21 protein-coding genes are annotated in these 25,226 nt (G+C 66.8%); 5 read left to right on the forward strand and 16 right to left on the reverse strand.

What is annotated here, in order from left to right; translation table 11 throughout:
• Nucleotides 1-52 precede the first annotated feature (52 nt).
• From ACFVVK_RS18405 to ACFVVK_RS18435, 7 genes are all read right to left on the reverse strand, one after another.
• Entirely contained in the window at nt 53-271 is a 219-nt protein-coding gene (locus tag ACFVVK_RS18405; protein ID WP_390270218.1) for a hypothetical protein, read from the reverse strand.
• Nucleotides 272-362: 91 nt separating this feature from the next.
• A complete protein-coding gene (locus ACFVVK_RS18410) occupies nt 363-920 on the reverse strand; it encodes a hypothetical protein (protein WP_390270221.1) in 558 nt (185 codons plus the stop codon).
• Nucleotides 917-1,060: a hypothetical protein gene (locus tag ACFVVK_RS18415; protein WP_390270224.1), complete on the reverse strand. Its 144-nt coding sequence runs from the start codon at nt 1,058-1,060 to the stop codon at nt 917-919. Before ACFVVK_RS18415 ends, ACFVVK_RS18410 begins: the two co-directional genes overlap by 4 nt.
• Entirely contained in the window at nt 1,057-3,030 is a 1,974-nt protein-coding gene (gene dxs, locus ACFVVK_RS18420) for a 1-deoxy-D-xylulose-5-phosphate synthase (RefSeq protein WP_390270227.1), read from the reverse strand. The genes ACFVVK_RS18415 and dxs overlap by 4 nt, the downstream gene beginning before the upstream one ends.
• 180 nt (nt 3,031-3,210) lie before the next feature.
• Nucleotides 3,211-6,048 (reverse strand): aconitate hydratase, encoded by a 2,838-nt coding sequence (locus ACFVVK_RS18425; RefSeq protein ID WP_390270230.1) that lies wholly within the window; start codon nt 6,046-6,048, stop codon nt 3,211-3,213.
• Nucleotides 6,049-6,224: 176 nt separating this feature from the next.
• On the reverse strand, nt 6,225-7,595 hold the full coding sequence (locus ACFVVK_RS18430) for a class I SAM-dependent RNA methyltransferase (protein WP_390270233.1): 1,371 nt from the start codon (nt 7,593-7,595) through the stop codon (nt 6,225-6,227).
• Complete coding sequence (locus tag ACFVVK_RS18435) at nt 7,592-9,568, reverse strand: APC family permease (protein WP_390270236.1); 1,977 nt, start codon at nt 9,566-9,568, stop codon at nt 7,592-7,594. The genes ACFVVK_RS18430 and ACFVVK_RS18435 overlap by 4 nt, the downstream gene beginning before the upstream one ends.
• A gap of 171 nt (nt 9,569-9,739) precedes the next feature.
• Between ACFVVK_RS18435 and ACFVVK_RS18440 the strand changes: the two genes are divergently transcribed.
• Both ACFVVK_RS18440 and ACFVVK_RS18445 read left to right on the forward strand, forming a co-directional pair.
• Entirely contained in the window at nt 9,740-10,411 is a 672-nt protein-coding gene (locus tag ACFVVK_RS18440) for a potassium channel family protein (protein ID WP_390270289.1), read from the forward strand.
• Nucleotides 10,412-11,155 carry a potassium channel family protein gene (locus ACFVVK_RS18445; protein ID WP_390270239.1) on the forward strand — a complete coding sequence of 248 codons (744 nt, stop codon included), beginning with the start codon at nt 10,412-10,414 and terminating at the stop codon, nt 11,153-11,155. It abuts the gene before it with no gap.
• 20 nt (nt 11,156-11,175) lie between these two features.
• Here the strand turns inward: ACFVVK_RS18445 and ACFVVK_RS18450 are convergent, their stop codons facing one another.
• The 4 genes from ACFVVK_RS18450 to dut form a co-directional block, all read right to left on the reverse strand.
• Complete coding sequence (locus ACFVVK_RS18450; RefSeq protein ID WP_390270242.1) at nt 11,176-11,931, reverse strand: DUF3159 domain-containing protein; 756 nt, start codon at nt 11,929-11,931, stop codon at nt 11,176-11,178.
• On the reverse strand, nt 11,928-12,392 hold the full coding sequence (locus tag ACFVVK_RS18455; protein WP_390270245.1) for a hypothetical protein: 465 nt from the start codon (nt 12,390-12,392) through the stop codon (nt 11,928-11,930). The genes ACFVVK_RS18450 and ACFVVK_RS18455 overlap by 4 nt, the downstream gene beginning before the upstream one ends.
• Nucleotides 12,385-13,140 carry a DUF3710 domain-containing protein gene (locus tag ACFVVK_RS18460; protein WP_390270248.1) on the reverse strand — a complete coding sequence of 252 codons (756 nt, stop codon included), beginning with the start codon at nt 13,138-13,140 and terminating at the stop codon, nt 12,385-12,387. Before ACFVVK_RS18460 ends, ACFVVK_RS18455 begins: the two co-directional genes overlap by 8 nt.
• Nucleotides 13,141-13,350: 210 nt before the next feature.
• Complete coding sequence (gene dut / locus ACFVVK_RS18465) at nt 13,351-13,869, reverse strand: dUTP diphosphatase (protein ID WP_390270251.1); 519 nt, start codon at nt 13,867-13,869, stop codon at nt 13,351-13,353.
• Nucleotides 13,870-14,039: 170 nt separating this feature from the next.
• Between dut and ACFVVK_RS18470 the strand changes: the two genes are divergently transcribed.
• On the forward strand, nt 14,040-14,525 hold the full coding sequence (locus ACFVVK_RS18470; RefSeq protein ID WP_390270254.1) for a DUF3093 domain-containing protein: 486 nt from the start codon (nt 14,040-14,042) through the stop codon (nt 14,523-14,525).
• Between the two features lie 74 nt (nt 14,526-14,599).
• Here the strand turns inward: ACFVVK_RS18470 and ACFVVK_RS18475 are convergent, their stop codons facing one another.
• Entirely contained in the window at nt 14,600-14,899 is a 300-nt protein-coding gene (locus tag ACFVVK_RS18475) for a DUF4193 domain-containing protein (protein WP_090956565.1), read from the reverse strand.
• Nucleotides 14,900-15,220: 321 nt separating this feature from the next.
• Between ACFVVK_RS18475 and sepH the strand changes: the two genes are divergently transcribed.
• Nucleotides 15,221-16,633, forward strand: coding sequence for a septation protein SepH (gene sepH, locus ACFVVK_RS18480; protein WP_390270258.1), 1,413 nt, complete (start codon nt 15,221-15,223; stop codon nt 16,631-16,633).
• A 40-nt stretch (nt 16,634-16,673) separates the two neighbouring features.
• Here sepH and ACFVVK_RS18485 read toward each other — a convergent pair whose 3' ends face one another.
• From ACFVVK_RS18485 to ACFVVK_RS18495, 3 genes are read right to left on the reverse strand one after another with little or no spacing between them, the layout of a single operon-like run.
• Complete coding sequence (locus tag ACFVVK_RS18485) at nt 16,674-17,963, reverse strand: alkaline phosphatase family protein (RefSeq protein ID WP_390270261.1); 1,290 nt, start codon at nt 17,961-17,963, stop codon at nt 16,674-16,676.
• Between the two features lies 1 nt (nt 17,964).
• On the reverse strand, nt 17,965-18,708 hold the full coding sequence (locus tag ACFVVK_RS18490; RefSeq protein ID WP_390270265.1) for a DUF5998 family protein: 744 nt from the start codon (nt 18,706-18,708) through the stop codon (nt 17,965-17,967).
• A 56-nt stretch (nt 18,709-18,764) separates the two neighbouring features.
• The gene (locus ACFVVK_RS18495; RefSeq protein ID WP_390270268.1) at nt 18,765-21,476 is read right to left on the reverse strand and encodes a GNAT family N-acetyltransferase; all 2,712 of its coding nucleotides are present in this window, start codon (nt 21,474-21,476) and stop codon (nt 18,765-18,767) included.
• Between the two features lie 66 nt (nt 21,477-21,542).
• Between ACFVVK_RS18495 and ACFVVK_RS18500 the strand changes: the two genes are divergently transcribed.
• Nucleotides 21,543-24,095, forward strand: coding sequence for a DNA topoisomerase (ATP-hydrolyzing) subunit A (locus ACFVVK_RS18500; RefSeq protein ID WP_390270271.1), 2,553 nt, complete (start codon nt 21,543-21,545; stop codon nt 24,093-24,095).
• 336 nt (nt 24,096-24,431) lie between these two features.
• On the opposite strand, the gene ACFVVK_RS18505 is transcribed toward ACFVVK_RS18500, so the two are convergent.
• Entirely contained in the window at nt 24,432-24,815 is a 384-nt protein-coding gene (locus tag ACFVVK_RS18505) for a VOC family protein (protein ID WP_390270274.1), read from the reverse strand.
• Between the last annotated feature and the right edge of the window lie 411 nt (nt 24,816-25,226).

Here is a 25,226-nt window from a genome sequence, read left to right on the forward strand (position 1 = left end):
GGATTTACCCTATAACGGCCCGCCGGGCCTCCGGTCCACCGCGGGCGGCCCGCTATCCGGCGGGCAGTTTCAGGCCGTGCTCGTCCATCGCGTCCTGGAGTTGGGCGAGGGTGCGCGGGCAGACGCCGGGCATACCCGCCAGCCTGCGCCGGCCAAGCTGCACAAGGTGTTCGAGGGTTTCCACCCCCGCGTGCGCGAGCGACTTGCGCGCCGGCGCCGCGAGACCCAGCGGGAGTGGAGTGCTGCCTGGTTGGGAGGTTTTCCGCGTCATTGCGTTGCCTTTCAGTTGGTTGCCCCCAAACTGATGCGAGCCGTGCCGGGCCCTGTATTTTGCCTTCGGCGGGTTGCCTCCAGCAGGATGCCTACAGCGTAAAGCTGTTGGCCGGTTTCGGTGAGTGCTTAAGCTTGAAAGTCTCCTCGCCAAACGGCGCGGCGCCGATGCTCAGCTTGGTGAAGTCCAGGTCCTCGCCCCGGATGCAGATCTTGATGGCGTTGACGGTCTTGTTGACGTCCGGGGTGAGGCAGAAGATATTGAGCCTGGCGTCGGAAAACTCGCTGCGGTCCACTATCCCCAGGCCCCGCCAGGCCAGATGGCTGATCAGGGCGTCCTTGGCTTTTTCCTCGAGGTACCGGTCGCGGCTGGTCCCGTCCTTGGTTTTCAGCGCGTACTGGGCCACCACCCAGAACTGCTCCTCCTCGGGGATTTCGGCGTAGCCGTCCTCGGCGCACTGCGCGGCGAAGGCGTCCAGAAGGCGCTCGGCGGCCTCGGCATCCTCGACGTCGGTCTCGTCCGTTTTGCTCTGGTGCCCGACGACGCCGTGGTTCATCACGAACTGGCTGTAGTCCTCGTCAAACCATGCTTCCCTGAACTCGAGGACCCCGTCGTCGTTGCGTTTGTAAACCCGGATAATTCCGCTCATGCCCGTCCTCTCGTGAACCATTCGCGGTCGGTGCCGTCGAACGGTGGCTGTTGTGCCTTGACGGCCTGGTAAAGCTGGTCCGATTTGCGGTTCCGGGAGACCACGAGGTCGCCCGGTGCCAGACCATTGGGGGTCCTCACAGAATCGGCAGGCTGCCGGTGCTCGGGTGTTCATGGCCGGGCAGGGGGCGCGCAAACGGGACCTTGGTCCCCAGAACCTGGGCGACGACGTCGTGCGTGATCTGCTGGGCGGTCAGCCCGACGCGTTCAAGCACCTGGCTGCGGGTGCCGTGATCGAGGAACTCGACCGGGAGGCCGACCTCGTTGAGGGCCGTGTCCACACCGGCCGCGCGGGCCTCCTGGCGGATCCGTGAACCGACGCCGCCGGCCCGCACGCCGTCCTCGATGCAGATGACCAGGCGGTGGCACGCCGCGAGGTCGACGATGGATTTGCGGACCGGGAGAACCCAGCGGGGATCCACCACCGTGGAGCTGATCCCTTGCGCCCCGAGCCGGTTCGAGACGTCCAGTGCGAGTTCGGACATGGCGCCCACGCTCACAATCAGGACGTCGTTCTCCGTGGAGCCTGCGGGGCGGCGGGCCAGCACGTCCACGCCGTCCGCCAAGCGTTCGACCGCCTCAACTTCCGCCCCGACGCTGCCCTTGGAATAGCGGATCACGCTGGGGGCGTCTTCGATCGCCACGGCCTCGCGCAGTTCCTCCCGCAACCGGGTGGCGTCGCGGGGCGCCGCAAGATGCAGCCCGGGCACGATCTGGACCATCGCCATGTCCCACATGCCGTGGTGGCTGGCGCCGTCGGGCCCGGTGACGCCGGCCCGGTCCAGGACGATCGTGACGCCGGCTTTATGCAGGGCCACATCCATGAGCAACTGGTCGAAGGCCCGGTTCAGGAACGTGGCGTAGACGGCGACCACAGGGTGCAGTCCCCCGAAGGCCATGCCCGCAGCTGAGGTGAGGGCGTGTTGCTCCGCGATGCCGACGTCGAACACGCGTTCCGGGTGCCGGGCAGCGAACTTGTGCAGCCCGACGGGGATCAGCATGGCCCCGGTGATACCGACGATGTCCTTGCGTTCGTCGGCGATATCGGCGATTTCATCGGCAAAGACGGCGGTCCAGGATTTGGCGCCGCCGGCCTCGGTGGGCGCGCCGGTCTCCGGGTCGATGATCCCGACCGCATGGAACTGGTCCGCTTCGTGGGCGCGGGCGGGCGCGTAGCCGTGGCCCTTTTCCGTCATGGCGTGCACGATCACGGGGCCGGCGTAGTTCTTTGCCGTGGAGAGGGCGTTTTCCATGGCCTGGAGGTTGTGCCCGTCCACAGGACCGATGTACTTCATGCCGAGGTCCTCGAACATCCCCTGCGGCGCCCACCAGTCCTTGAGACCCTTCTTCATGGCGTGCAGGCTCTTGTAGGTGAACTGGCCGGCGGGGCCGCCGTTCTGCAGTTTGCGCTTCCACCACTCCAGGGTGCCTTCATAAGAAGGGGCAGCGCGGAGCGAATCGATGGTGGGGCGCAGGGACGCGAGGTAGTCGGCGAACCCGCCGACGGTGGGGGCATAGGAGCGGCCGTTGTCGTTGACGACGATGACGACGCGGCGCTTCTTGTCCGCGGCGATGTTGTTGATGGCCTCCCAGGCCATGCCGCCGGTCAGCGCGCCGTCGCCTACCACCGCGACGACGAAGCGGTCACCGCCGCCGGTCAGCTGCCTGGCCCGGGAAATGCCGTCGGCCCAGGAAAGCGACGAGGACGCGTGCGAGCTTTCAACGATGTCGTGCTCGGATTCGCCGCGGTCCGGGTAGCCTGACAGGCCCCCTTGCTGGCGCAGCGTGCTGAAATCCTGGCGTCCGGTGAGGAGTTTGTGAACGTAGGACTGGTGTCCGGTGTCGAAGACGATGCTGTCGCGGGGGGAATCGAAGATCCGGTGCACCGCCAGGGTGAGCTCGACGACGCCAAGGTTCGGGCCCAGGTGCCCTCCCGTCTGGGAGACGTTGCCGATCAGGAAGTCCCTGATCTCGGCTGCCAGCTGTTCCAGCTGCGGCCCGGACAACTTGCTCAGGTCCTGCGGATTCCGGATGGTGTCCAAGATTCCCAACGGCCCCTCCTTCGGGTGGTAGACATGCCTTTTAACTCTAACGCCTCCCGGCAGGACGCCACGCCGGTCCCTGCGCCGGGGGAACGCGAAGGCCCCGGCCGGTCAGTGTAGTGACCGGCCGGGGCCTTCCTGCGTGCAGTTCCTCCCGTTCGGAGGGGGTCCCCCGGGAGGCGTCCTCCGCTAGTTAGCGGAGATCTGGCGCAGCACGTACTGCAGGATGCCGCCGTTGCGGTAGTAGTCTGCCTCGCCCGGGGTATCGATGCGCAGGACCGCATCGAAGGACGTGACGGTACCGTCTTCAGCCGTTGCCGTGACCTTGAGGGTCTTCGGCGTGGTGCCTTCGTTCAGGGCGGTGACTCCCTCGACGGCGAAGGTTTCCGTGCCGGTCAGTCCCAGGCTGGCGGCGTTCTGGCCGGCCGGGTACTGCAGCGGCAGGACGCCCATGCCGATCAGGTTGGAGCGGTGGATACGCTCGTAGCTCTCGGCAACGACAGCCTTGACGCCGAGGAGCGCCGTGCCCTTGGCGGCCCAGTCACGGGACGAGCCGGAGCCGTACTCCTTGCCGGCCAGGACGACGAGCGGGGTGCCCGCGGCCTGGTAGTTCTGCGCGGCGTCGTAGACGTAGGCCTGCGGGCCGTCGGCCTGGGTGAAGTCGCGAGTGAAACCGCCCTCCACGCCGTCCAGAAGCTGGTTCTTGATCCGGATGTTCGCGAACGTGCCGCGGATCATGACTTCGTGGTTACCACGGCGTGAGCCGTAGGAGTTGAAGTCCTTGCGCTCCACACCGTTGGCCAGCAGGTACTGTCCGGCCGGGGTGTCCGACTTGAACGAGCCGGCCGGGGAGATGTGGTCCGTGGTGACGGAATCGCCGAGCTTGAGCAGCACGCGCGCGCCGGTGATGTCCTGGACCGGCTCCGGCTGGGCCTTCATGCCCTCGAAGTACGGGGGCTTCCGCACATACGTGGACTTCTCGTCCCAGGCGAAGGTGTCGCCGGCAGGGGTGTCGAGTGCCTTCCAGCGCTCGTCGCCCTCGAAGACGCCTTCGTAGCCGCGCGCGAACATTTCCTTGTCGATCGAGGAGTCGATGACCTGCTGGACCTCGGCCGGGTTCGGCCAGATGTCCTTGAGGAAGACGTCGTTGCCGGCCTCGTCCTTGCCCAGCGCGTCCGTTTCGAAGTCGAAGTCCATGCTTCCGGCCAGGGCGTAGGCGATGACCAGCGGCGGGGAGGCCAGGTAGTTCATCTTCACGTCCGGGTTGATCCGGCCTTCGAAGTTGCGGTTGCCGGAAAGTACGGCGGTGACTGAAAGGTCGTTGGCCTGGATGGCCTCGGAGATTTCAGCATCCAGCGGGCCGGAGTTGCCGATGCAGGTGGCGCAGCCGTAGCCGACGATGTAGAAGCCAAGCTTCTCCAGGTACGGCGTCAGGCCCGACTTCTCGTAGTAGTCGGTGACGACCTTGGAGCCCGGGGCGACGGAGGTCTTGACCCACGGCTTGGACGTCAGGCCCTTGTCGACGGCGTTGCGGGCCAGCAGCGCGGCGGCCAGCATCACCGAGGGGTTGGACGTGTTGGTGCAGGACGTGATCGAGGCGATGGCCACGGCACCGTGGTCCAGTTCGAACTCGCGGCCGTCTTCCGTGCTCACCTTGACGGCGTTGGAGATGCGGCCGGCGGCACCGTGCGCTGCCGAATAGACCGGCGGCTCGCGGTCCGTGTCCGTCACGTGCGTGTCGGACTGGGTGAACGAGGGCGGGTCCGAGGCCGGGAAGGTCTCCTCCAGCGACTCGTCCAGGGTGCCCGCGTCGGCGTCGTGCTTGACGTAGTTGAGCAGGTCGTGGCGGAACTCGTCCTTGGCCTCGGACAGCACGATGCGGTCCTGCGGACGCTTCGGGCCAGAGATCGAGGGAACCACCGTGGACAGGTCCAGTTCGAGGTACTCGGAGAACTTGATCTCGTGGGACGGATCGTGCCAGAGGCCCTGTTCCTTGGCGTATGCCTCCACGAGCGCGACGTTTTCCTCGGACCGGCCGGTCAGGCGCAGGTACTCGATGGTGACGTCGTCGATCGGGAACATCGCAGCGGTGGAGCCGAACTCGGGGCTCATGTTGCCGATGGTGGCGCGGTTGGCCAGCGGCACGGCCGCGACACCTTCGCCGTAGAACTCGACGAACTTGCCCACCACGCCGTGCTTGCGCAGCTGTTCGGTGATGGTCAGCACGACGTCGGTGGCGGTGGCGCCGGCCGGGATGGATCCGGTCAGCTTGAAGCCCACAACGCGCGGGATCAGCATGGAGACGGGCTGGCCAAGCATGGCTGCCTCGGCTTCGATGCCGCCGACGCCCCAGCCCAGCACGCCCAGGCCGTTGACCATGGTGGTGTGCGAATCGGTGCCGACGCAGGTGTCAGGGTAGGCACGGAGAACTGTGCCTGACTCGGTGTCCACCGAGCGGGTCATGACAGTGCGGGCCAGGTACTCGATGTTGACCTGGTGCACGATGCCGGTGCCCGGCGGGACCACCTTGAAGTCGTCGAAGGCGGTCTGGCCCCAGCGCAGGAACTGGTAACGCTCGCCGTTGCGCTGGTATTCAATCTCCATGTTGCGCTCCAGTGCGCCGGAGTTGCCGAAGGCGTCAATCTGGACCGAGTGGTCAATGACCATTTCAGCCGGAGCCAGCGGGTTGACCCGCTTGGGGTCGCCGCCGAGTTCTTTGACAGCCTCGCGCATGGTGGCGAGGTCAACGACGCAGGGCACGCCGGTGAAGTCCTGCATGATCACGCGCGCCGGCGTGAACTGGATTTCAGTGTCGGGCTGGGCGCTGGGGTCCCAGCCTGCCAGGGCACGGACGTGGTCGGCCGTGATGTTGGCACCGTCCTCGGTCCTCAACAGGTTTTCAAGCAATACCTTGAGGCTGAACGGAAGGTTTTCTGCACCTTCGACGGAGTTCAACCGGAAAATTTCGTATTCGGTTCCGGCTACATTAAGTTTGCCTTTTGAACCGAAGCTGTCCACAATGCTCATCGCAGGACTCCTCTCGCAACAGTTTCATCTTTGTCGCGCCACTGAACCCTTGCTAGTTAGGTCTGCCTAACTACGCAAGCAGCAGTACAAAGCGGTACAGCATTGCTTGTATGCAGCACAGGGAACAGCCGTTAATTGGAGCGCGACGACGGACTACTACGCCCATCCTAGTGGCATCACGCTTGGGGAGTCAGTAACGCCACAGTCTCCATGTGATGGGTGTGCGGGTAAAGATCGAAGGCGCGCAGACCCTCCATGCCCCAGCTGCCCTGCCGGAAGTATCCGAGGTCACGGGCGAATGAGGCCGGATCGCACGACACGTAGGCGATGGCCCGGGGACCGGCGTCGATCAGCTGCTTGACCACAGCCTTACCGGCTCCGGCACGCGGCGGGTCCAGGATGAGGGCGTCGAAGTTGCGCGGTTTCTGCCGCAGCACCCGCTCCACACGGCCCTGGACGATCTCCACCTGGGCGGCGTCATGCAGGTTCTTTCGCGCATCGCGGCTGGTACCCGGCGAACCCTCGACCGACAGCACGGATCCCGTGACGCCCACCGCGTCGGCCAGCGGTGCGGTGAACAGGCCGGCACCGGCGTAGAGATCGGCCACCACGGAACCCGGGGCGAGGTAGCCGCCGTCGTGCAGGAAGCCGGTGACAGCCCCGACGAGAGTCTCGGGTGCGTCCCGGTGGATCTGCCAGAATCCGTCGCCGGTAACCCGGTACTCGTGGCCGGCCGCGGACTCCTGGACATAGGTGCGGCCGCGGAGCTGCAAAACCTCGCCGGTGACCGGGTCCAGGCTGGCCGCCGACACGTCGTCGGGCAGCTGGGCCAGGATGCTGTTGAGCCGCTTGGACCGGGTTCCCGGGGCGGGCACCAGCAGTACCAGCGGCCGGCTTCCGTTCGCCGGGGCGGCGACCTCCACCCGGTCGACGCCCTGCAGGTCGATCTCCCAAAGTCGAAGCGCATTAATGCCGTCCGTCGCCAGGGGCATCTCCCGCACGGGGAGGATCGAATCGGAGCGGTGGGCGTGCATGCCGAGCTTGCCGGCGGGCGTCACGGCGAACCCTGCGCGCGTCCGCCAGCCGAGGCCAGGCACGGGGCCGGACCCAGCCGGCTCCCCCACGGCTTCCACTGTGGTCTGCTCTTCGGGCGAAAGTTCGACGCCGGCCAGTCGCTTGAGTTGCTCGGCCAGGACGTCGGCCTTAAGGCGGCGCTGGCGCTCCAGCGAGATGTGGCCGAGTTCGGCACCGCCGACCGGCGGATGCCGGTGCGACCAGGAGCGCGCGGAATCGGCAACGTCCCAGAAGTGCGGGACACGATCCGGCGAGGGTTCCAGGACTTCCACCACGTCGGCGCGCCAGAATTTGGCGGTCGGGCCGTCGTCGGTGAGCCGGACCCGCACCTTTTCGCCGGGAATGCCGTGCCGAACGAACACGACGCGCCCCTCGTGCCGGGCTACGCAGTGCCCGCCGTGGGCGACGGGTCCGACATCGAGCGTCAGCTCAGTACGGGTGTCGGTGTGGGCGTGTGTCCGGGTGTCGGTCATTGGATATCCTGCAGTTTCTTGGCTTCTTCGGACGACTTGAGCTGCCACGGCACACTGGCCACCATGACACCGGACTCGAAGTGCAGCCGGGTCTTGATGCGCAGCGCTGTCTGGTTGTGAACCAGCTGCTCCCACCACTTGCCCACGACGTACTCCGGGATGTAGACCACGATCAGGTCGCGCGGCGAATCGCGGCGCATGTTCTTGATGTAGTCCATGATCGGGGACACGGTTTCGCGGAACGGGCTGGCGAGGACCGTCAGGGGCACCGGGATTTCCAGCTTCTCCCAGTCCGCAACCGTGGCTTCGGTCTCCTCCGGGCTGATGTCCACGGTGATGGCGTCCAGCCGCGACGGGCGGGAGGCCCGGGCGTAGGCGAGGGCACGCAGCACAGGCTTGCGCACGTGGGAGACAAGCAGCACGGCGTGCACGCGGGTGGGCAGGGCACGCGGCGAGGAGTCCTCGTCTACGGCGAGCTCGGTGGCGACGTTGTCATAGTGCGCCCGGATGCTCCACATGATCAGGAACAGCACGAACATGGCCAGCAGCGCGATCCAGGCGCCCTGCGAGAACTTGGTGATGAGGACGATCACCAGCACCAGGCCGGTCATGCCGAAGCCCAGTGTGTTGATGGTCCGGGACTTCATCATGCGCAGCCGCGCGGCGGGGTCCTTGGACAGCTTCATTTCCCGGCCCCAGTGCCGGATCATGCCCAGCTGGCTCATGGTAAAGGAAATGAAAACGCCCACGATGTAGAGCTGGATCAGTTTCGTGACGTCGGCGTCGAAGGCGAGGATCAGGACCAGGGCGCCTGCGGCAAGGGCCAGGACGCCGTTACTGAAGGCCAGCCGGTCACCACGCGTGCGCAGCTGCCGCGGCAGGTAGCCGTCCTGGGCCAGGATCGAGCCAAGCACCGGGAAGCCGTTGAACGCCGTGTTGGAGGCGAACACGAGGATGACGCCGGTGGCGGCCACCACGATATAGAACGGGATGGACCCCCCGCCAAAGACGGTCTGCGCGATCTGGCTGATCGCCGGGTTTTGGATGTAGCCCTCCGCCAGGGGTTTGCCGTTCAGGAGGAATTCCGTGGCCGGATCCTGGACGATGTGCACCTTGGTGGCGTTGGCCAGGTAGATGATACCGGCGAGCATGGCGGAGGCGATCACGCCAAGCAGCAGCAGCGTGGTGGCCGCGTTCTTGCTCTTGGGCTTCTGGAAGTTGGGCACACCGTTGCTGATGGCCTCGACGCCGGTCAGGGCCGCGGCGCCAGAAGAGAAGGCGCGCAGCAGCAGGAATCCGCCGGCCAGCCCGACGAGCCCCTGATCGAACTCGGACTGCGGCACGATGGTGAAGGCCGCCGAGGGCGCCTGACCCAGCTGGCCGGTCACGGCCTGGAAGATGCCTACGGCGGTCATGCCCAGGATCGAGGCCATGAAGATGTACGTGGGGACGGCGAAGACGCTGCCGGCTTCCCGGATGCCGCGCAGGTTCACAAGGGCCAGGATCACGACGCCGATGGTGGCAATCATGGCCTGATGTCCGTGCAGCGAGGGCACTGCGGTGGTGAGGTAGGTCGCCGCGGAGGACATCGATACGGCCACGGTCAGCACGTAGTCCACCAGCAGCGCTGAGGCTACGGTGAGGCCCGCGAACTTGCCCAGGTTGACGTTGGCGATCTCGTAGTCGCCGCCGCCGGAGGGGTAGGCGTGGACGTTCTGGCGGTAGGAGGCCACAACGGTCAGGAGCACCACCATGACGGCAAGTCCCACCCACGGGGCGATTGCCACCGCACTAACGCCGGCCAGGGCCAGGGTGAGAAGGATTTCGTCCGGCGCATACGCCACGGAGGACAGGGCGTCCGAGGCGAAAATGGGCAGCGCGATGCGCTTCGGCAAGAGCGTGTGGGCCAGACGGTCGTTCCGGAAGGGCTTGCCTACCAGCACCCGCTTCACGGCGTTGAAAATTGTCAGCACTACACAAAGCTAGTCTGATTCAGACGCGATGTCATGACGGCGAAGAAGGCGCGCGCAACGACGCCGGCCGGGGGCGTGTGGCCATGGCCTTTGCGCGCGCCGTGGCCGGTAGAGTTTTACGCAGGTACCAGCCGTAGAACAAATCAGATGCAGAACCAAGAGGAGGCCCATGTGGCGCACTTCGTGATCATGGGTTGTGGCCGTGTCGGCTCAACCCTGGCACATACGCTTGAGGACGCCGGCCATTCCGTGGCCATCATCGACCAGGACGACCGCGCCTTCCGGCGGCTCCGGGCAGGCTTCTCCGGGCGAAAGGTCACAGGAGTGGGCTTCGACCGCGAGACGTTGAAGCGGGCCGGCGTCGAGGAAGCTTACGCCTTCGCGGCGGTTTCCAGCGGCGACAACTCAAACATTCTCGCCACCCGGGTGGCACGGGAGACCTTCCATGTGCCCCACGTCGTGGCCAGGATCTACGACCCGGGCCGCGCGGAAATCTACCAGCGCCTCGGCATCCCCACGGTCGCTGCGGTGCGTTGGAGCGCTGACCAGGTGCTGCGCCGCATCTTGCCCGAACAGCACATCGCCGGCGATTTCCGGGAGCCCTCAGGCCGGCTGGTCCTTGCAGAAATAGACCTTAACCCGGGCTGGATCGGGCATCCGATCACGTCGATCGAGAAGGCGGCCGGCATCCGTGTCGCGTACCTGACCCGCTTCGGGGAGGGCGTTCTGCCCACCGCCGGAACGTCCTACCAGGACGGCGACACCGTCCACGCCATGCTGAACGTGGACCGGAGTTCCGAGATCGGCCATGTTCTCGCCAAGTCCCCCGCCAAGGAGTCCTAAGTGAAAGTCGTCATCGTCGGTGCCGGAAGCGTCGGTTCCTCGATCGCCCGTGAGCTGCTGGCCCACAAGCACGAAATCCTGCTGATCGACGAAAAGCCGGAGGTCATCGGCCGCAGCGGTCTTCGCGGCGCCCACTGGCTGGTCGGTGATGCCTGTGAGCTGAGCACGCTGCAGGACGCCAAACTCGAGGACGCCGACGTAGTGGTCTCCGCCACCGGTGACGACAAGGTCAACCTGGTGGTCTCGCTGCTGGCCAAGACGGAATTCGGCGTCGGCCGGACGGTCGGCCGCGTCAACAACCCGAAGAACGACTGGATGTTCGACGACTCCTGGGGCGTCGACGTCGCGGTTAACACCCCGCAGCTCATGACCGCCCTGGTGGAGGAAGCAGTGGAGATTGGCGACCTCGTGCGTCTGCTGACCCTGCAGACCGGGGTGTCCGCGCTGGTGGAGTTCACGGTCCCGCACGATTCCCATGTGATCGGCCTGACCGTGGGTGATATCCACTGGCCGGAGGACGCGACCCTGGTGGCGATCCTGCGGGATCAGGCGCCCATCACGCCCAGCCGCGACGACGTGATCGACGGCGGCGACGAACTGTTCTTTGTGACCACGATCGCCGCCGAGGATGAGCTCCGCGCCCTGCTCTCCCCCGAGTCCCAGCTCGAGGACCAGCACCCGGTGACCTCCGACCACGCCGGCCACGGCGCGCCGCCGGCCGGAGACGACGGCTTCGACGGTTAACCCGGCCCTGCCCGCCGGGGTCAGTTGGGCTGTTCGGCCCCGGCACGTTGCTTGACGGGCCGGGTCAGCAGCCAAGCAATCCAGACGCCAAGGATGTAGAGCGGGGTGCCCATCAGGAGCCTGGTGGTTGCGAGGGCCGCAAGGCCCTGCTCTCCCATGAAGTAGAGCGGCACCTGCACCACAAGCCGCAGGACCAGCACGGCAACGATCACCCAGGTGCCGATCGCGTAGGCCTTGACCCGCTTCGGGTCCTTGCGCCATTCGAAGCCCTCGTTGCGGATCATGCCGAAGATCAAGCCCACGATCGGCCAGCGCACCGCCACGGAGACGACCATCGCCACGATGTAGCCGATGTTGGCGAAGAACCCCAGCACGTAGAAGTTTTCGGCCTTCCCCGTCGATGTGGCCAGCCAGGCGGAGAGCCCGACGCCGATGAAGCCCGCCAGCGCCTGCGTCAGCGGCTTGCGCTGGATCAGCCGGGCGACCGTGAAGACGGCGGCCACCGCCAGTGAAGCGATGACGGCTGCCGACAAGTTTTCCCTGTCGATGGTGAAGGCAATCAGGAAGACGAGCCCGGGCAGGATGCTCTCGGCGATGCCCTGGATGCCGCCGGCAGTCTTGAGCACATCGATGTTGCCATTGCTGGAGCGGTGCAGGCCGGCTTTCGCAGCATAGTCCTCGGCAAACTGCGCGACGGCGGGCTGCCCCGGTTCCTGTCGGCCGGCGTTCTTGCCTTCCCCCTGGGGGCCTGCCTCGGGATGTTCGGGCAAGGTCATTGCTCCTCCTGGCGGGAGAGTATTTCGTAACGGGGATTGAACATTGTGGGCAGCCCGTCGCGCATGGTGACCATGCCTTCGAGCCGGAGTTCCGTACCAGCGTCAACGCCGGGGATCCGTCGGCGCCCCAGCCATACGACGCGTAGCCGCTCCTTGGGGCCCGTTGGCCGCTGGCGCTGCGCTCCAGGGTTCACGCGGGGTGCGGGCAGAGTGTTGGCGGACAGGGTGTTGGCGGGCAGGCTTCCGGCCGCTCCGGCGCCGTGACCGGCTTTGGCCCCGAACACCAGGCCGCGGGACACCGGCGCGGGCGCCTCGTGATCGGTCACGAGGGCGATGAAGGACGCCACCTGGGTGGCTGGCACGTAAGTCACGGACTCGATGAAGCCGTGGCACAGAGCCCGTCCACGGTCGGGCAGGTCCCGGACCGCAACGGCGGCTTTCTTGCCGGGGGCATCAGCCAATCTGGGTTATCTCCGGTCCACGTTCGGGCTGTTCGAATTCGGGGGCGGGCTGCGGGGCGGGGGCGGTGTCCTTGGGAAGGCGGAGCTGCAGCAAGTCACGGGGCGGCATCGGGTTGTCGCCGCGGACCACGACGATCTTCCGGAAGAGCCCTTCCAGCCCTGCCGCGGCGTCGCGGTCCAGTGCCGCCTCGCCGCCGAAGACGCCGCGCAGGAACCAGCGGGGTCCGTCGACGCCGATGAAACGGGCCACCCGGTAGCCCTGGCTGCCGTCGGCTCCGCCTGCGGGAAGCTTGGCCACGAGTTCGGGACCGAAACTGCCCTCGATTTCCTCAATCTGGCCGCCCTGGCTGCCGACCGACTGGCCGATCTGCTCCCGGATTTCATCCCACAGGCCCTCTGAACGGGGGGCGGCAAAAGCCTGAAGCTGCAGGCTCGACCCCTCCAGGTCCAACGTCACGGCCACAACCCGCTGGGTGGCCTCTTCAACTTCCAGGCGCAGCTGGAGTCCCTCGCTGGGGGCGATCAGGAGCGCACCGAGGTCGACGTAGCCGTCCTGGTCCTCTATTTCCGAGACGTCAAAGGGACCGGTAACGGCCCGTCCGACGGTCTTAGCCCCTCCCCCGGCCGGCGACCCGGCACCTTCAACAACAGCTTCCTGGGCCCCCATTTCAAGGGCCCCAGCTTCCTGGGCAGCCCCCTGCTCCGTCAGCTGTTCCTGCTTGGCTTTCCTGCCGCGCCCAAAAACCATGGGGGTTCTCCTTCAATTGTGATCCTGTGCCGCCGCTCGGCGCCGTCCCGAGTGGCCGCCCGCTACCGCCAGCCGCCTGCTCAAATTTTTCGCCTGCTCAAATTATCGCCGCACCACTCGTCCCGCGCGGGTGCTGGAGATCTTGCTGCAGCACCAGGTGTGGCACTGCCAAAAAATTCCGGGCAACTGGTGGCCGCCCGTGACCGGTACTCAGACGGGTCGACCGAAACCGCCGGTGGAGCCGAACCCGCCTCCGCCGCGGACCGAGCCGTCCAGTTCCTCAACGGGGAGGAACGTGGCGTACTCCACGCGCTGAATGACCATCTGTGCAATTCTATCGCCGCGGCGCAGCTCGATCGGCTCGTTCTGGTCGGTATTGAGCAGCGTCACCGCGATTTCTCCGCGGTAGCCGGCGTCCACCGTGCCCGGGGCGTTCACCACCGTCAGCCCGTGCTTTGTGGCGAGGCCGGACCGCGGGTGAATCAACGCAACGAATCCATCCGGGAGCGCAATCGACACGCCTGTCGGTACCAGGCGGCGCTCCCCCGGTGCGAGCATGACGTCTTCGCGGGCACGTAGGTCGGCGCCCGCGTCGCCCGGGTGCGCGTACGACGGCGGCTCGAGCCCGTCGTCGAGCATCTTCAGCTGTACCGTCAGTGTGGGCGTTCCGTACTCTGTGTCGTCGGCCGCGAGTGCGGCACCTGCGACGGCGGTGTTTTCTTCAGTCACAGTTTCTCACTCTAACGCCAGCAAGGAGTATCGTCCTAGCCGCCCGACCGGCTGGACTGCGCACACCGCCGGGCACACACCCGGGCACACCGCCGGGGCCCACCGCCTCCGAGGGAGGAGCGGGCGGGAGCTGAGATGAAATAGCCTGCGAAAGGTGAAAAGCTGTGCTTATGCCCGAATCCAGCGCAGCTGCGCCTGCCCCCAATAGCGCCCCCAGCGACTCCACTGTCCTTTACGCTGAGAAGCTCCGGCCGAACTTCTGGATCTGGCTGGTGTCGGCGTTGCTCTCCAGCGCCGGAATCCTCATGCTGGCACCCATCAGCATCTGGGTCGGCATCACGGCAGCGATCGTGCTCTTCGTCATCATCTCCGTGCTGCTGCTGCTGTCCACACCGTCAATCATCGTCACGAAAGCGACCCTGAAGGTGGGCCGGGCCACGATCGAACGCGGCTTCCTGGGCAAGGCAACGGCCTACCGGGGCAAAGAAGCGACGGCAGAACGGGGACCACGGCTTAACGGGCTCGCATTCCTGTGCATCCGCGGCTGGGTGGATCCGGTGGTCCGGATCGAGATCGAGGATCCGTCGGACCGCACCCCCTACTGGCTGACGTCCACCCGGCACCCGGAGCAGCTGATCGCCGCCCTCAGCTCCTAGGTCGCATCCCGTCCCCGTTTACCCCTTCTCCCGGTTACCCGTCCCCCATGGCCGGGCCTCCCCACGGACGGGGCCTATCCCTCACAGTCCTTGCAATACTTGAGGCCGTCCTTTTCGCGGGCAATCTGCGAACGGTGGCGGACAAGGAAGCATGAGGCACAGGTAAATTCGTCTGCCTGGGCGGGCAGGACACGGACCAGCAATTCTTCACCGGACAGGTCAGCGCCAGGAAGTTCATAGCCTTCGGCGAGGTCAGACTCGTCTTCATCCACCACGGCGGAAGGCTTCTCCGTACGGCGCGCCTTCAGCGCCTCAATCGATTCCTCGCTGAGGTCTTCTTCGGTTTTACGCGGCGCATCGTAATCAGTCGCCATTATTTGTTGCTCACACTCCGCATTCATTTGGTTGGTTCGCCGCTCCACTCGGCCCTGCCGGGAGGGTAACCCTGGGCTCCTGGATCGGTTCACCGATGTAACGCCAGCCATGCGGTTTTTGTGCCCGCTGTCGGACATTTTTGCTTAAGCGCCCTCCGAATGCCAGAGGCCGCCGGTCAGTTCCGCCCGCCATCCCCGGCCGCACCGCCAAAACCGGCGGAAAGTCGCGGAAAATCACGGCGCGCCAGCCGTCCTAACCGGAAATGTGTCCCGCTGGTGGCAGAGTTTCGATTGTTAGTAATGCCAGGGTGGAGGATTTGTATGCAGGATCTACGGCTTGTAGGCGTACACGACGATGGAGAGCATCTCCTGTTGAGTGGCGCCGGCGGCGAGATGTTCCAGCTGCCAATCGATGAAGCACTTCGGGTAGCAGCCAGCCGAGCGGCGGCGAAGGCCACCTCCAGCGAGGCCGCACCGCCGATTGCCATGTCTCCGCGCGACATCCAGACCCGGATCCGCAACGGAGCCACCGCCGCCGAGGTGGCGGAGCTGTCCGGTATTCCGTTGGAAAAAGTTCAGCGCTATGAAGGACCGGTCCTCGCCGAACGCGAGTACATCGCCGAGCAGGCGCGCAAGGTGGAAGTGGCCTCCCCTACCCCGGGCCACGACGCCTACCGGTCCGTATTTGGGGACAACCCGGCTTCCCTCAGCGACATGGTGGAGCACCGCCTCCGGGCCTACGGCGTCGAACCCTCGACCCTGGAGTGGGACTCGTGGCGGCGTCCTGACGGAAGCTGGAACGTGGTGGCGCGGTTCGAGCCCAAGGGACCCGCCGGGATCGGCGAGGAGCCGCCGGCCATGTGGACCTTCCACCCGGCCCGGAAGTCCTTGCAAAACGCCAACCGCTGGGCGCAGCAGCTCAGCGAGCTCGAGCCGTTTGAAGGTCCCGTTCCGGCCCGGCGGCTTACGGCCGTTTCTGACCGCCCCTTTGACTTTGAAACGGATGCCGAGGCCGCGGCCCGCACAGCCACCGGCCAGCACAGCATCATCCACCAGATGCTGCTGCAGCAGGACAGGATTCACCAGGAGCAGGAGGCCGACGGCCTGCTGGACATGCTGCGGTCCCGCCGGGGCCAGCGGATTGGTGTGGACGAGGACGCGGACGATGCCCTCGCCATGCTCCTGAACGCAGGAGTCCCCGCCGCCCACCCCAGGCCTGCCGAAGTTCGGCAGGAGGACGAAGCGGAGGATGCCGAACCGGAGGCTCCTTCCGAGGACCAAGAGGCTGACGACGTCGATTTGGACGCTGCCGAGCCCGCGGAGCCAGCTGCTTCGGCCCCCGCCATCCCTGCCACGAACGAGGCCGCCCCGACGGAAGTCGATGCCCTCACGCGCCGGCGCGACGGCAGACCGTCCATGCTGTCCCGGCTGACCCTGGCGCCGCGCCTTCCCGACGAGGAAGACAGCCTCCGGCTACACGACGGCGTCAGTACCGAGACGCGGGAAGTCACCATCGCGGCCTCACAGCTGCGTCCAGTGAGCAAAAACCCTACCGCGAGCCCGGGCCTGGATGAATTGATCGGCGGTGGAACCTCCCGCCGGCAGCAGCGCGAGGCGCAAGCTGCGAGGAACGACAACGGCACGGAGCAGCCGGAGCGCCAGCCGGCGAAGCCGAAACGGTCGAGCGTTCCCAGCTGGGACGAAATCGTCTTTGGGACCCGGAACGACCAGTAGAGCGGACCGAGAGGCACGCTGACGTCCCGTACTGGCGGGCTTAGCCCCGAGGGGCCCTCTTACCGTCAGCCCGGAAGTACAGCAGGGGAACTTCCCGCTCGGCCTTGGTCAAGGATCCGTGTTGACCGACGACCTCGAGGGCCGTGGGCCGGACCCGCCGCGTGTCGTAGAGCGCCAGGGCGTCCCGGGCAGCGATCATGACGTCGCCGATCCGGACGGCGACCTCGGGCCGCACATCGCCGAACAGTCCGCCCGCTATGGCTTCCTCCCGGGTGAAGGCCCATATCCTGTCGCCAAAGCGCGTCCGCCAGTTTTCCAGCAGGCGGGCGCGGGCGGCGTCGTCCGTTCCATCCTCCAGGTAGAGATGGACCATCCGCGGCTCGCCGGCGGTGTGCCGCACTCCGGCGAGGAGCGCAGGCTCCGCCGAGTAATCGATCCGCTGCGATTCCGGCACGTCCACCATGCCGTGGTCCGCCGTGAGCAGCACGGTAGTGCCGGGCGGCAGGGTGGCGCTGAGCCGACGGACGGTGGCGTCGAGCTCTTCAAGCTGGTGCTCCCACTGGGGTGACTGGCAGCCGTGGCGGTGCCCGGCTTTGTCGAGCTCGTTGACGTAAAAGTACATCAGCGAGGGGCCGCCGCCGGCCATGGCCTCGGCGGCCCCGGCCGTCCGCGCGTGCGACGTGGTTCCGGTGACGAATCGCCCGCCGCGGAGCGCGGCCTCGGTCATGGCGGAGGTGCTGAACTGCGGGAGGCTGACGGTGGTGACGTCGACGTGGTCGGCGGCCCGTTCAAGGACGGTGGGAAACGGCTGCCACACCAGCGGATTCACGCCGGCATCCCAGTTTCCGAGCATGTTGACCACCCGGTCCTGGTCCGGGTCGAGGACGTCGTAACCCACCATGCCGTGCTGGCCCGCGGACAGGCCGGTGCCGAAGCTCGCAAGCGACGCAGCCGTGGTGGACGGGAAGGCCGAGTCCAGGGACACGGGAATGTTGCCTTGGCCGCCCTGCAGGACCGAACGCAGAAAGGGGGTGTGGGCCGACTTTTGCTTCAACAGGTTGCGGCCCAGCCCGTCGGCCAGCACCACGCAGACGTGCTTGGCGGCCGGAAGGTTGAGCTTGTCGTCGAATCCCGGAACGCCCAGGCTCGCTGCGGCGCTGGTCAGGACCTCGGCGATGGAGCGGCGCCCGAACGCAGGCGCTGGCGGAAGCGGGTACGCAGCGTCGGAGGTCAACGTGCCGGCAGAAGCCACACCTACGGGCGCGCCAGAACGGACGGACACAGGCGGCAACTCATTTTGCGCGGGCTCTGGCTCACGGACGTGAGCCATATCAGCGCTGGTGGCCGCGGCTGAGGCGGTTTCCGAACACGCCCATCCGGGGTCGCGGCGGCAGGCCTGGCCCGGGGTGCGGAACCGGAGCCGCGGAGCCGGTGTTAACGGCACGAAGCGCGCGTGCGAAGTGCTTGGCGTCCTGCACCGCCTGCAGGCCGTCCGCCTCCGCGCTGATCCGCAGGACGATGTCTTCCTGCGCGATGGTGCCGCTGTAGCCGTGATCGGCCTCGCACTGCGGGTCCCCGCAGGTGGCCGGTCCCATGTCGAGGCGCTGACCGCCGGACCAGGCAATGGACAGGGTCAATTCGCGGACCGGGTCGGACGGCTTGTAGTCCTGCGGCTGTGCGTAGACGTAGCTCAAGACCACCGAGCGGATCTGCGTCACGGGGACGGACTCAGTCGAGACCTGGGCGACGGTCTGCTCGCCGGCCTCGTCGAGCTGCTGGTCGTCAACGTGGGTGATGACCAGCATGTCCTCAGTCAGCACCAGGACGGTGATGTGGCGGCGGACCTCGGCACGGTCGAAGTGTGTCTCGAGGTGCACCAGGTGGGCCACGCAGTCGCGGCCATCCAGGGCGTCGGAGACGACGTCGGCGACAAGACGCGGGTAGAACCCGGCCTGTTGGAGGGCCCCGTCCAGGCTCTGGCCCTGCGCGCTGTGGTCATGGAGGCCGTTCAGGCGCGCGGTCTGGCGCCCGGGGGCAGTCGCCAGGGGTTCGGGTGTTGGAGGCTGGGAACTCATGGTCCCATTTTCACAGATCGACAGGGGACTTGCTAACCGCCCCGGCATTCTCGCGGCTAGCTGCGCATTGCGCGGCGGGCGCTGTCCGTCCGCTGGGCGGCGTTGGCGATCCGGACGTCGGCGGCCAGGATGGAGGCGCCATCGGGACCGGCCAGTACGGGATTGAATTCCACCAGCGCAACCTCCGGATGGTTGTCTTTGAGCCGTGTGAGCCGGGCGGCGAGGTCCTCGAGCGCGCCAACGTCCACGGCGGGCAGGCCCTGATAGCCAAAGAGCTTCCTCGAGGCCCGGGGCGACCGGATGAAATCGTGGACATCGGATCCGGACAGCGGCGGCACGCGGTGGGCCCAGTCATCGAGCAAGTTCACGGCGTCTCCGGCCAGGCCAAAGGAGACCACCGGCCCCAGCAACGGGTCTTCAATCGCACGGAAAGTGCAGGCCTGCCCCACGGGCACCATGGTTTGCACTTCGAGGGATGGGGATCCGTACCGCTCCAGCGACTGGCGCATCTGCGCCACGTTGCTCCGCAGCGACTCGGCGTCTTGAATGTCCAGCCGCACCCCGCCAAGGTCGAGCCGGTGCCGCAGTGCGGGATCCGTGGTCTTCAACGCCACGGGCCAGCCCAGCTGCCCGGCAGCTGCCACGGCTTCCTCGGTGGTCTCGAACCCGACCGACGGAACCACCCGGATGCCGTAGTGGCCCAGCAGCCGCGCCGCCGTGGCCTCGTCCAGCCGCACGAGCTGCTCTCCGCCGACATTGTGGAGCAGCTGCTCCAGGTCCGCCCGTGCAGCGTCCGGGTGGCAGCCTTCGGGTTCCACGAACAGGCCATGGTCCCGGCCCAGCCACTGTGCGTAACGCACGACGGCGGCCAAGGCCGCCACCGCCGCGCCCGGGTTGGAGAAGCAGGGAACCGGCGGGGTTGCGGGAGTCTCGCCCCGCTGCCCGCCATCGGCACCCACCATGCCCTCGACGTAGATGGAGGGGTCAAGGATTCCGGTGAAGGCCGCGACCACGGGTTTGCCGGCCGCCGCTGAACATTCAGCCAGCACCTCGGCGATCTTCTCGACGGTAAGCCCGCGCGCGGGAAGCAGGGCCACCACCGCCGCGTGCACGGTGCCGACCGTCAGTGCTTCCTGCAAGCCTCGACGCAGCGCCGGCAGTGCCTGCGACATGCCGGCGTCGAGGTCGACGTCGGCCACGATCCGTTCCACCCCGAGCCCCTGGCCTGCAGCGCTGTCCGCCACCACCTTGCCAAGGGCGCGGGAGTTGCTGAAGACAGCGACGCCGGGTCCCTTGGGCAGCGGCTGGCTCGACACCACCTGGGCAACATCCATGAGCTCTTCAATGGTCTCCACCCTGATCGCACCGGCCTGGCGCATCATGGCATCCAGGGCTTCGGGGGGCGCCTGCGTGGTGCGGACGGCGTGCCCGGGCGGCAGGTTCAGCCCCATGGCGCCTGACTTGGCCACGATCACCGGTTTGGTCCGGGCCAGGCGGCGCGCCAGCCGGGAGAACTTGCGCGGGTTGCCGATCGATTCCAGGTACAGGCCCACCGCGGTGGTGTCGGCGTCGTCCTCCCAGTACTGCATCATGTCGTTCCCGGAGACGTCGGCGCGGTTTCCGGCGGAAAGAAAGGTGGAAATGCCCACGCGGCGGCGGCTGGAGGCGGCGTAGAGGGAGACGCCGATCGCGGCCGATTGGCTGAAGAGCCCCAGGCCGCCGCGGCGGGCCAGTGCGGGGGCCATCGAGGCGTTGAGGGACACTGCCGGGTTGGTGTTGACGATGCCCAGCGACGCCGGGCCGATCACGCGCATGCCGTTGGCGCGGGCCTGCCGCACGAGTTCGCGCTGGCGCGCGAGGCCGCGTTCGCCGTCGTCCGCGTACCCGGCCGTGGCCACCACGATCCCCTTCACCCCGGCTGCGGCGCATTCCTGGACCACCTTGGGGACCTCGTCATACGGGACAGCGATGATGGCGAGCTTGACTGGGCCGGGGACCTCGGAAAGCCTGGCGAAGGAGAGCATCCCGGCCAGTTCAAACGCCTCGGGGTTGATCGCATAGACCGGGCCTGGGAACCCGCCTTCGATCACGTGCTCGAGCAGCTGGTAGCCCACCGTTCCCCATTTGCGGCTCGCTCCGATCACGGCCACGGAGGACGGTGCGAGCAGTTCCTGGATGCTGCGGGCCTCGGCGCGGTGCTCGCGGGATTCCATCACGGCCCGGGACTTGTCCGTGGGGTCGATGTTGAACTCCAGGCTGACGACGCCGTCCTCGAAGTGCCGTTTGACGTCGTAGCCGGCGTCGGAAAACACCATGAGCATCTTGCGGTTTTCCGGGAGCACTTCGGCACTGAATTTGCGGATCCCGTTTTCGCGGGCGGCAGCGGCGAGGTGTTCCAGCAGGATGGAGCCGATCCCGCGGCCCTGATGAGCGTCGGCGATGTTGAACGCCACCTCCGCCTCCGCCGGATCATCGAGCCGATCGTAGCGGCCGATGCCCATAATCTCACCGCCGATGGTGATCACCAGCGCCACCCGGTCCCTGTGATCCACCTCGGTGAAGCGCTGGAGTTCCTTGCTGGACAGGCGGGACTTGAAGGCGAAGAACCGCATGTAAATCGACTTCTGGGACTGGCCCACGTGGAAGGCCTGGACAGCGTCCGAATCGGAGGGGTGGATGGGGCGCAGATGTGCGGTGCCGCCGTCGCGCAGGACAACATCGGCTTCCCAATATTCCGGATATACGCCGTCCGCGGGCTGATCCACCATAGGCTTAGCCTAGTCATAAACTTACGCAGTACTCTTTAGCACCCCTCAGAAGGACCCACCCGCCCCATGGCACGCCGCCAAACCACGCCCCCGGCAGGGGACGCCAGCCAGGATTCCGCAGGAATATTCGTAGAGAACATCGTCGATATCGATGTCACTTCCGAGATGGAAGGCTCGTTCCTCGAATACGCGTATTCAGTCATCTACTCGCGGGCCCTCCCGGACGCCCGCGACGGGCTCAAGCCCGTGCAACGGCGCATCCTGTACATGATGACCGACATGGGCCTGCGCCCGGACCGCGGCCACGTCAAGAGCGCCCGCGTGGTGGGCGAGGTCATGGGCAAGCTGCACCCCCACGGCGACGCCGCGATCTACGACGCCATGGTCCGCATGGCCCAGGACTTCTCCCTGCGGCTGCCGCTGATTGACGGACACGGCAACTTCGGCTCGCTCGACGACGGCCCGGCGGCCCCCCGCTACACGGAAGCCCGGCTGGCGGCTGCCGCCCTGACGCTCACGGACCACCTCGACGAGGACGTCGTCGACTTCATTCCCAACTACGACAACCAGCTGACCCAGCCGGATGTGCTGCCTGCCGCGTTCCCCAACCTGCTGGTCAACGGCGCGACGGGCATCGCCGTCGGCATGGCCACGAACATGGCCCCGCACAACCTCGTGGAAGTCATCGCCGCGGCGCGACACCTGATCGATAACCCGGACGCCACGCTCGAGGACATCATGAAGTTCGTCCCCGGCCCGGACCTGCCAACCGGCGGCCGGATCGTGGGCCTGGACGGCATCCGCGACGCCTATGCCACGGGCCGCGGCTCGTTCAAGACCCGGGCAAAGGTGGACGTCGAGCAGCTCTCCGCGCGCCGCACCGGCCTAGTGGTCACCGAACTGCCCTACATGGTGGGCCCGGAGAAGGTGATCGAGAAGATCAAGGACGCCGTCAACGGCAAGAAGCTCACCGGCATCAGCGACATTGTGGACCTCACGGACCGCAAGCACGGCCTCCGCCTGGTTATTGAGCTCAAGAACGGCTTCAACCCCAACGCTGTGCTCCAGCAGCTTTACCGCTACACGCCGATGGAGGATTCCTTCGGCATCAACAACGTCACGCTCGTGGACGGCCAGCCGCAGACCCTTGGGCTGGTGCAGCTGCTCTCGGTCTACGTGGACCACCGGATCAACGTCGTCCGGCGCCGCACGGCCTTCCGGCTGGGCAAGAAGAAGGACCGCCTGCACCTGGTCGAGGGCCTCCTGGTCGCGATCATGGACATTGACGAGGTCATCCAGATCATCCGGTCCTCCGACGAGGTCGCCGCCGCCCGGACCCGGCTCATGTCCATCTACGACCTCTCCGAGATCCAGGCCAACTACATCCTGGAACTTCGGTTGCGGCAGCTGACCAAATACTCCCGGATCGAACTGGAGAAGGAGCAGGAGGAACTCCGCCGGGAGATCGCCGAGCTCGAGGCCATCCTCGGCTCCCCCGCGCTGTTGCGTGCCCTCGTTTCAGACGAACTCAGCGAGATTGCGGAGAAGTACGGCACGCCGCGACGGACCGTCCTGCTGGAATCCGAGGCCGTCTCCCCCACCGTGGCCGCCCCCGCCGGTGCCGCGCCAGGCGTGAAGGGCAAAGCCGCGCCGCTGGCGCTTGAGATCGCGGACGATCCCTGCTGGGCCATCCTCACGGTGTCCGGGCAAATCGCCCGGACCTCCAACCAGGACAGCCTGGCCGAGACCGGACCCCGGACACGCCATGACGTTTTCGCTTCGGTGGTCAAGACGTCCGCCCGCGGAGAGATCGCAGCCGTTACCTCGCAAGGACGCATGCTGCGGCTGCAGGTCATGGACATGCCGGTGCTGCCGCCGACGTCGGGAACGCCGAACATGGCCGGCGGCGTCCCGGCCAAGGAATTCATCACGCTGCTGAAGGGCGAGTCGCTGGTGGCCTTCGCGCCCCTGGACCAGATCCTCGCGATCGGAACCGCCCAGGGCGTGGTCAAGCGTGTGCAGCCGGACTATCCGCTGAACCGCGAGGACTGGGAAGTGATCGCGCTCAAGGACAAGGACGCCGTCGTGGGTGTGGCGGCCGCCGCGTCCGACGACGACGATCTCGTCTTCCTCACCCGCCTGGCCCAGTTGTTACGCTTCAGCGCCTCCTCCGTCCGCCCTCAGGGCCGGACCGCGGGCGGCATGGCCGGGATCAAGCTGGCCGCCGGCGACCGCGTGCTGTTCTTCGGTACCGCCAGCCCAACGGACGCCGCCGCCGTCGTCGTGACCATCGCGGGGACCGACGGCGCCCTGCCGGGCACCGCGCCCGGGGCCGCCAAGGTCACCGCCCTGGCCGAGTACCCCGCCAAGGGCAGGGCCACGGCAGGGGTGCGGGCGCACCGCTTCCTCAAGGGCGAGGACACCTTGCTGCTCGCCTGGGCAGGCCACGGCCCGGCCAAGGCATCCTCACTGGCCGGTGTGGCCCGTTCACTTCCGGGCGAGCATGGCCGCCGTGACGGCTCGGGGATCCCGCTGTCGCAGGCCATCGACGCCATTGGCCCCAGCATGGCGTGGTCCGAGGAACCGGAGGCGGAGCTGGAGGCGGGGACGGTCGCGTAGCGGCTGGGCCTTTGGGCCCACAGCCGGACGTTCCATCGACGCGGGCCCAAGAGTCGTGGGGCACAAGAGTCTTCGCGCTTTGGTCAGTTGGCCAGTCCCTTGGACACAAAAGCCCGGTGGGGCCGCACTTCTTGACGGCCCACCGGGCTCCGTTCTTCTATCCTTGGCGTCTGGCTTCGTCGCCTGCCTCTGCGCTCTAGACGTTTCCGGACCCGATCCGCACCGCTTGGCCGTGCCGGCTGCACCGACTGGCACCACGGTCGCCCTCGCGTCAGACCTCGCGGCGAGCCCTCTGAGCTCCCGCAAGGATGATCCCTGCACTTCGTGGCGTAGTGCCTACGCCATGTGGTTGAGGCTCAGAATGTTGCCCTCAGTGTCCAGGAACCACGCTGCCGAGCTCCCGTCCGGAGTCTTGGCAATGCCGTCTTCGGTCTTCAAACCAGGGAAATCGTATTCCTCGAAGACGATTCCTTTTGCTCGGAGCTCCGAAACTGCAGCCGGCAAGTCATCAACCAACCAACCGATCTGCGTATTCTTGGCACTGCCGGCATTGGGCGTCTCATAAAGGAGGAACCCGGTGCCCCCGCCGCACTTATATTGCAGGTTGTCCTGCGCATCCGGATTTTCGGGTTCGAGTCCGAGTTTGTCGCGGTAGAAGGCACGCGCGCGGGCGATATCCGCTGCCGGTAATATGGCGCCGACTTGCTGATCCTTGAGCATGGTTATCCTCTTTCCAGGCCCGCCCCCCGGAAGGAATTTTACTCCTCCGGGTGCACGGAGCGCCCCGCAAAATGCAAACCGATTAACGGCTGCTCCCTAGCCGCAGCCCTTTGCAGCGCGTCCCGGAAGCGGCCTGCACAACGTCGCGGGCTACTGGCCTCCTGCGACGGGCCGTGCCCTGTCACTGCGCCGCGGCCGGCGCCAGTTGCGCTGCGACCGCAACGCTGCGGCCCGTGCCGCGGCCGGAGCCGGTGCCGCTGTGACGGGACGCTGTTGTCTGTGCCGGGGCCGGTGCCGGTGGGGTCATCCGGGCCGGCGGTCATGCGGCGGTGGGGAGTTGGGCGGGGTGGAAGTAGTGGTTGCGTCGTGGTCTCTGGCGGGGGTCGATGTGGGGTGGCGGGATGAACCAGG

It is taken from the genome of Arthrobacter sp. NPDC058192, from assembly GCF_042883665.1.
Taxonomy (GTDB): Bacteria; Actinomycetota; Actinomycetes; order Actinomycetales; family Micrococcaceae; genus Arthrobacter.

What these genes read in the sequence shown, in the direction of transcription:
- ACFVVK_RS18405 (WP_390270218.1), bottom strand. Translation starts at nt 271, where the DNA reads ATGACGCGGAAAACCTCCCAACCAGGCAGCACTCCACTCCCGCTGGGT.
- ACFVVK_RS18410 (WP_390270221.1), bottom strand. Translation starts at nt 920, where the DNA reads ATGAGCGGAATTATCCGGGTTTACAAACGCAACGACGACGGGGTCCTC.
- ACFVVK_RS18425 (WP_390270230.1), bottom strand. Translation starts at nt 6,048, where the DNA reads ATGAGCATTGTGGACAGCTTCGGTTCAAAAGGCAAACTTAATGTAGCC.
- ACFVVK_RS18430 (WP_390270233.1), bottom strand. Translation starts at nt 7,595, where the DNA reads ATGACCGACACCCGGACACACGCCCACACCGACACCCGTACTGAGCTG.
- ACFVVK_RS18450 (WP_390270242.1), bottom strand. Translation starts at nt 11,931, where the DNA reads ATGACCTTGCCCGAACATCCCGAGGCAGGCCCCCAGGGGGAAGGCAAG.
- ACFVVK_RS18460 (WP_390270248.1), bottom strand. Translation starts at nt 13,140, where the DNA reads ATGGTTTTTGGGCGCGGCAGGAAAGCCAAGCAGGAACAGCTGACGGAG.
- ACFVVK_RS18470 (WP_390270254.1), top strand. Translation starts at nt 14,040, where the DNA reads ATGCCCGAATCCAGCGCAGCTGCGCCTGCCCCCAATAGCGCCCCCAGC.
- ACFVVK_RS18475 (WP_090956565.1), bottom strand. Translation starts at nt 14,899, where the DNA reads ATGGCGACTGATTACGATGCGCCGCGTAAAACCGAAGAAGACCTCAGC.
- sepH (WP_390270258.1), top strand. Translation starts at nt 15,221, where the DNA reads ATGCAGGATCTACGGCTTGTAGGCGTACACGACGATGGAGAGCATCTC.
- ACFVVK_RS18485 (WP_390270261.1), bottom strand. Translation starts at nt 17,963, where the DNA reads ATGGCTCACGTCCGTGAGCCAGAGCCCGCGCAAAATGAGTTGCCGCCT.
- ACFVVK_RS18490 (WP_390270265.1), bottom strand. Translation starts at nt 18,708, where the DNA reads ATGAGTTCCCAGCCTCCAACACCCGAACCCCTGGCGACTGCCCCCGGG.
- ACFVVK_RS18495 (WP_390270268.1), bottom strand. Translation starts at nt 21,476, where the DNA reads ATGGTGGATCAGCCCGCGGACGGCGTATATCCGGAATATTGGGAAGCC.
- ACFVVK_RS18500 (WP_390270271.1), top strand. Translation starts at nt 21,543, where the DNA reads ATGGCACGCCGCCAAACCACGCCCCCGGCAGGGGACGCCAGCCAGGAT.
- ACFVVK_RS18505 (WP_390270274.1), bottom strand. Translation starts at nt 24,815, where the DNA reads ATGCTCAAGGATCAGCAAGTCGGCGCCATATTACCGGCAGCGGATATC.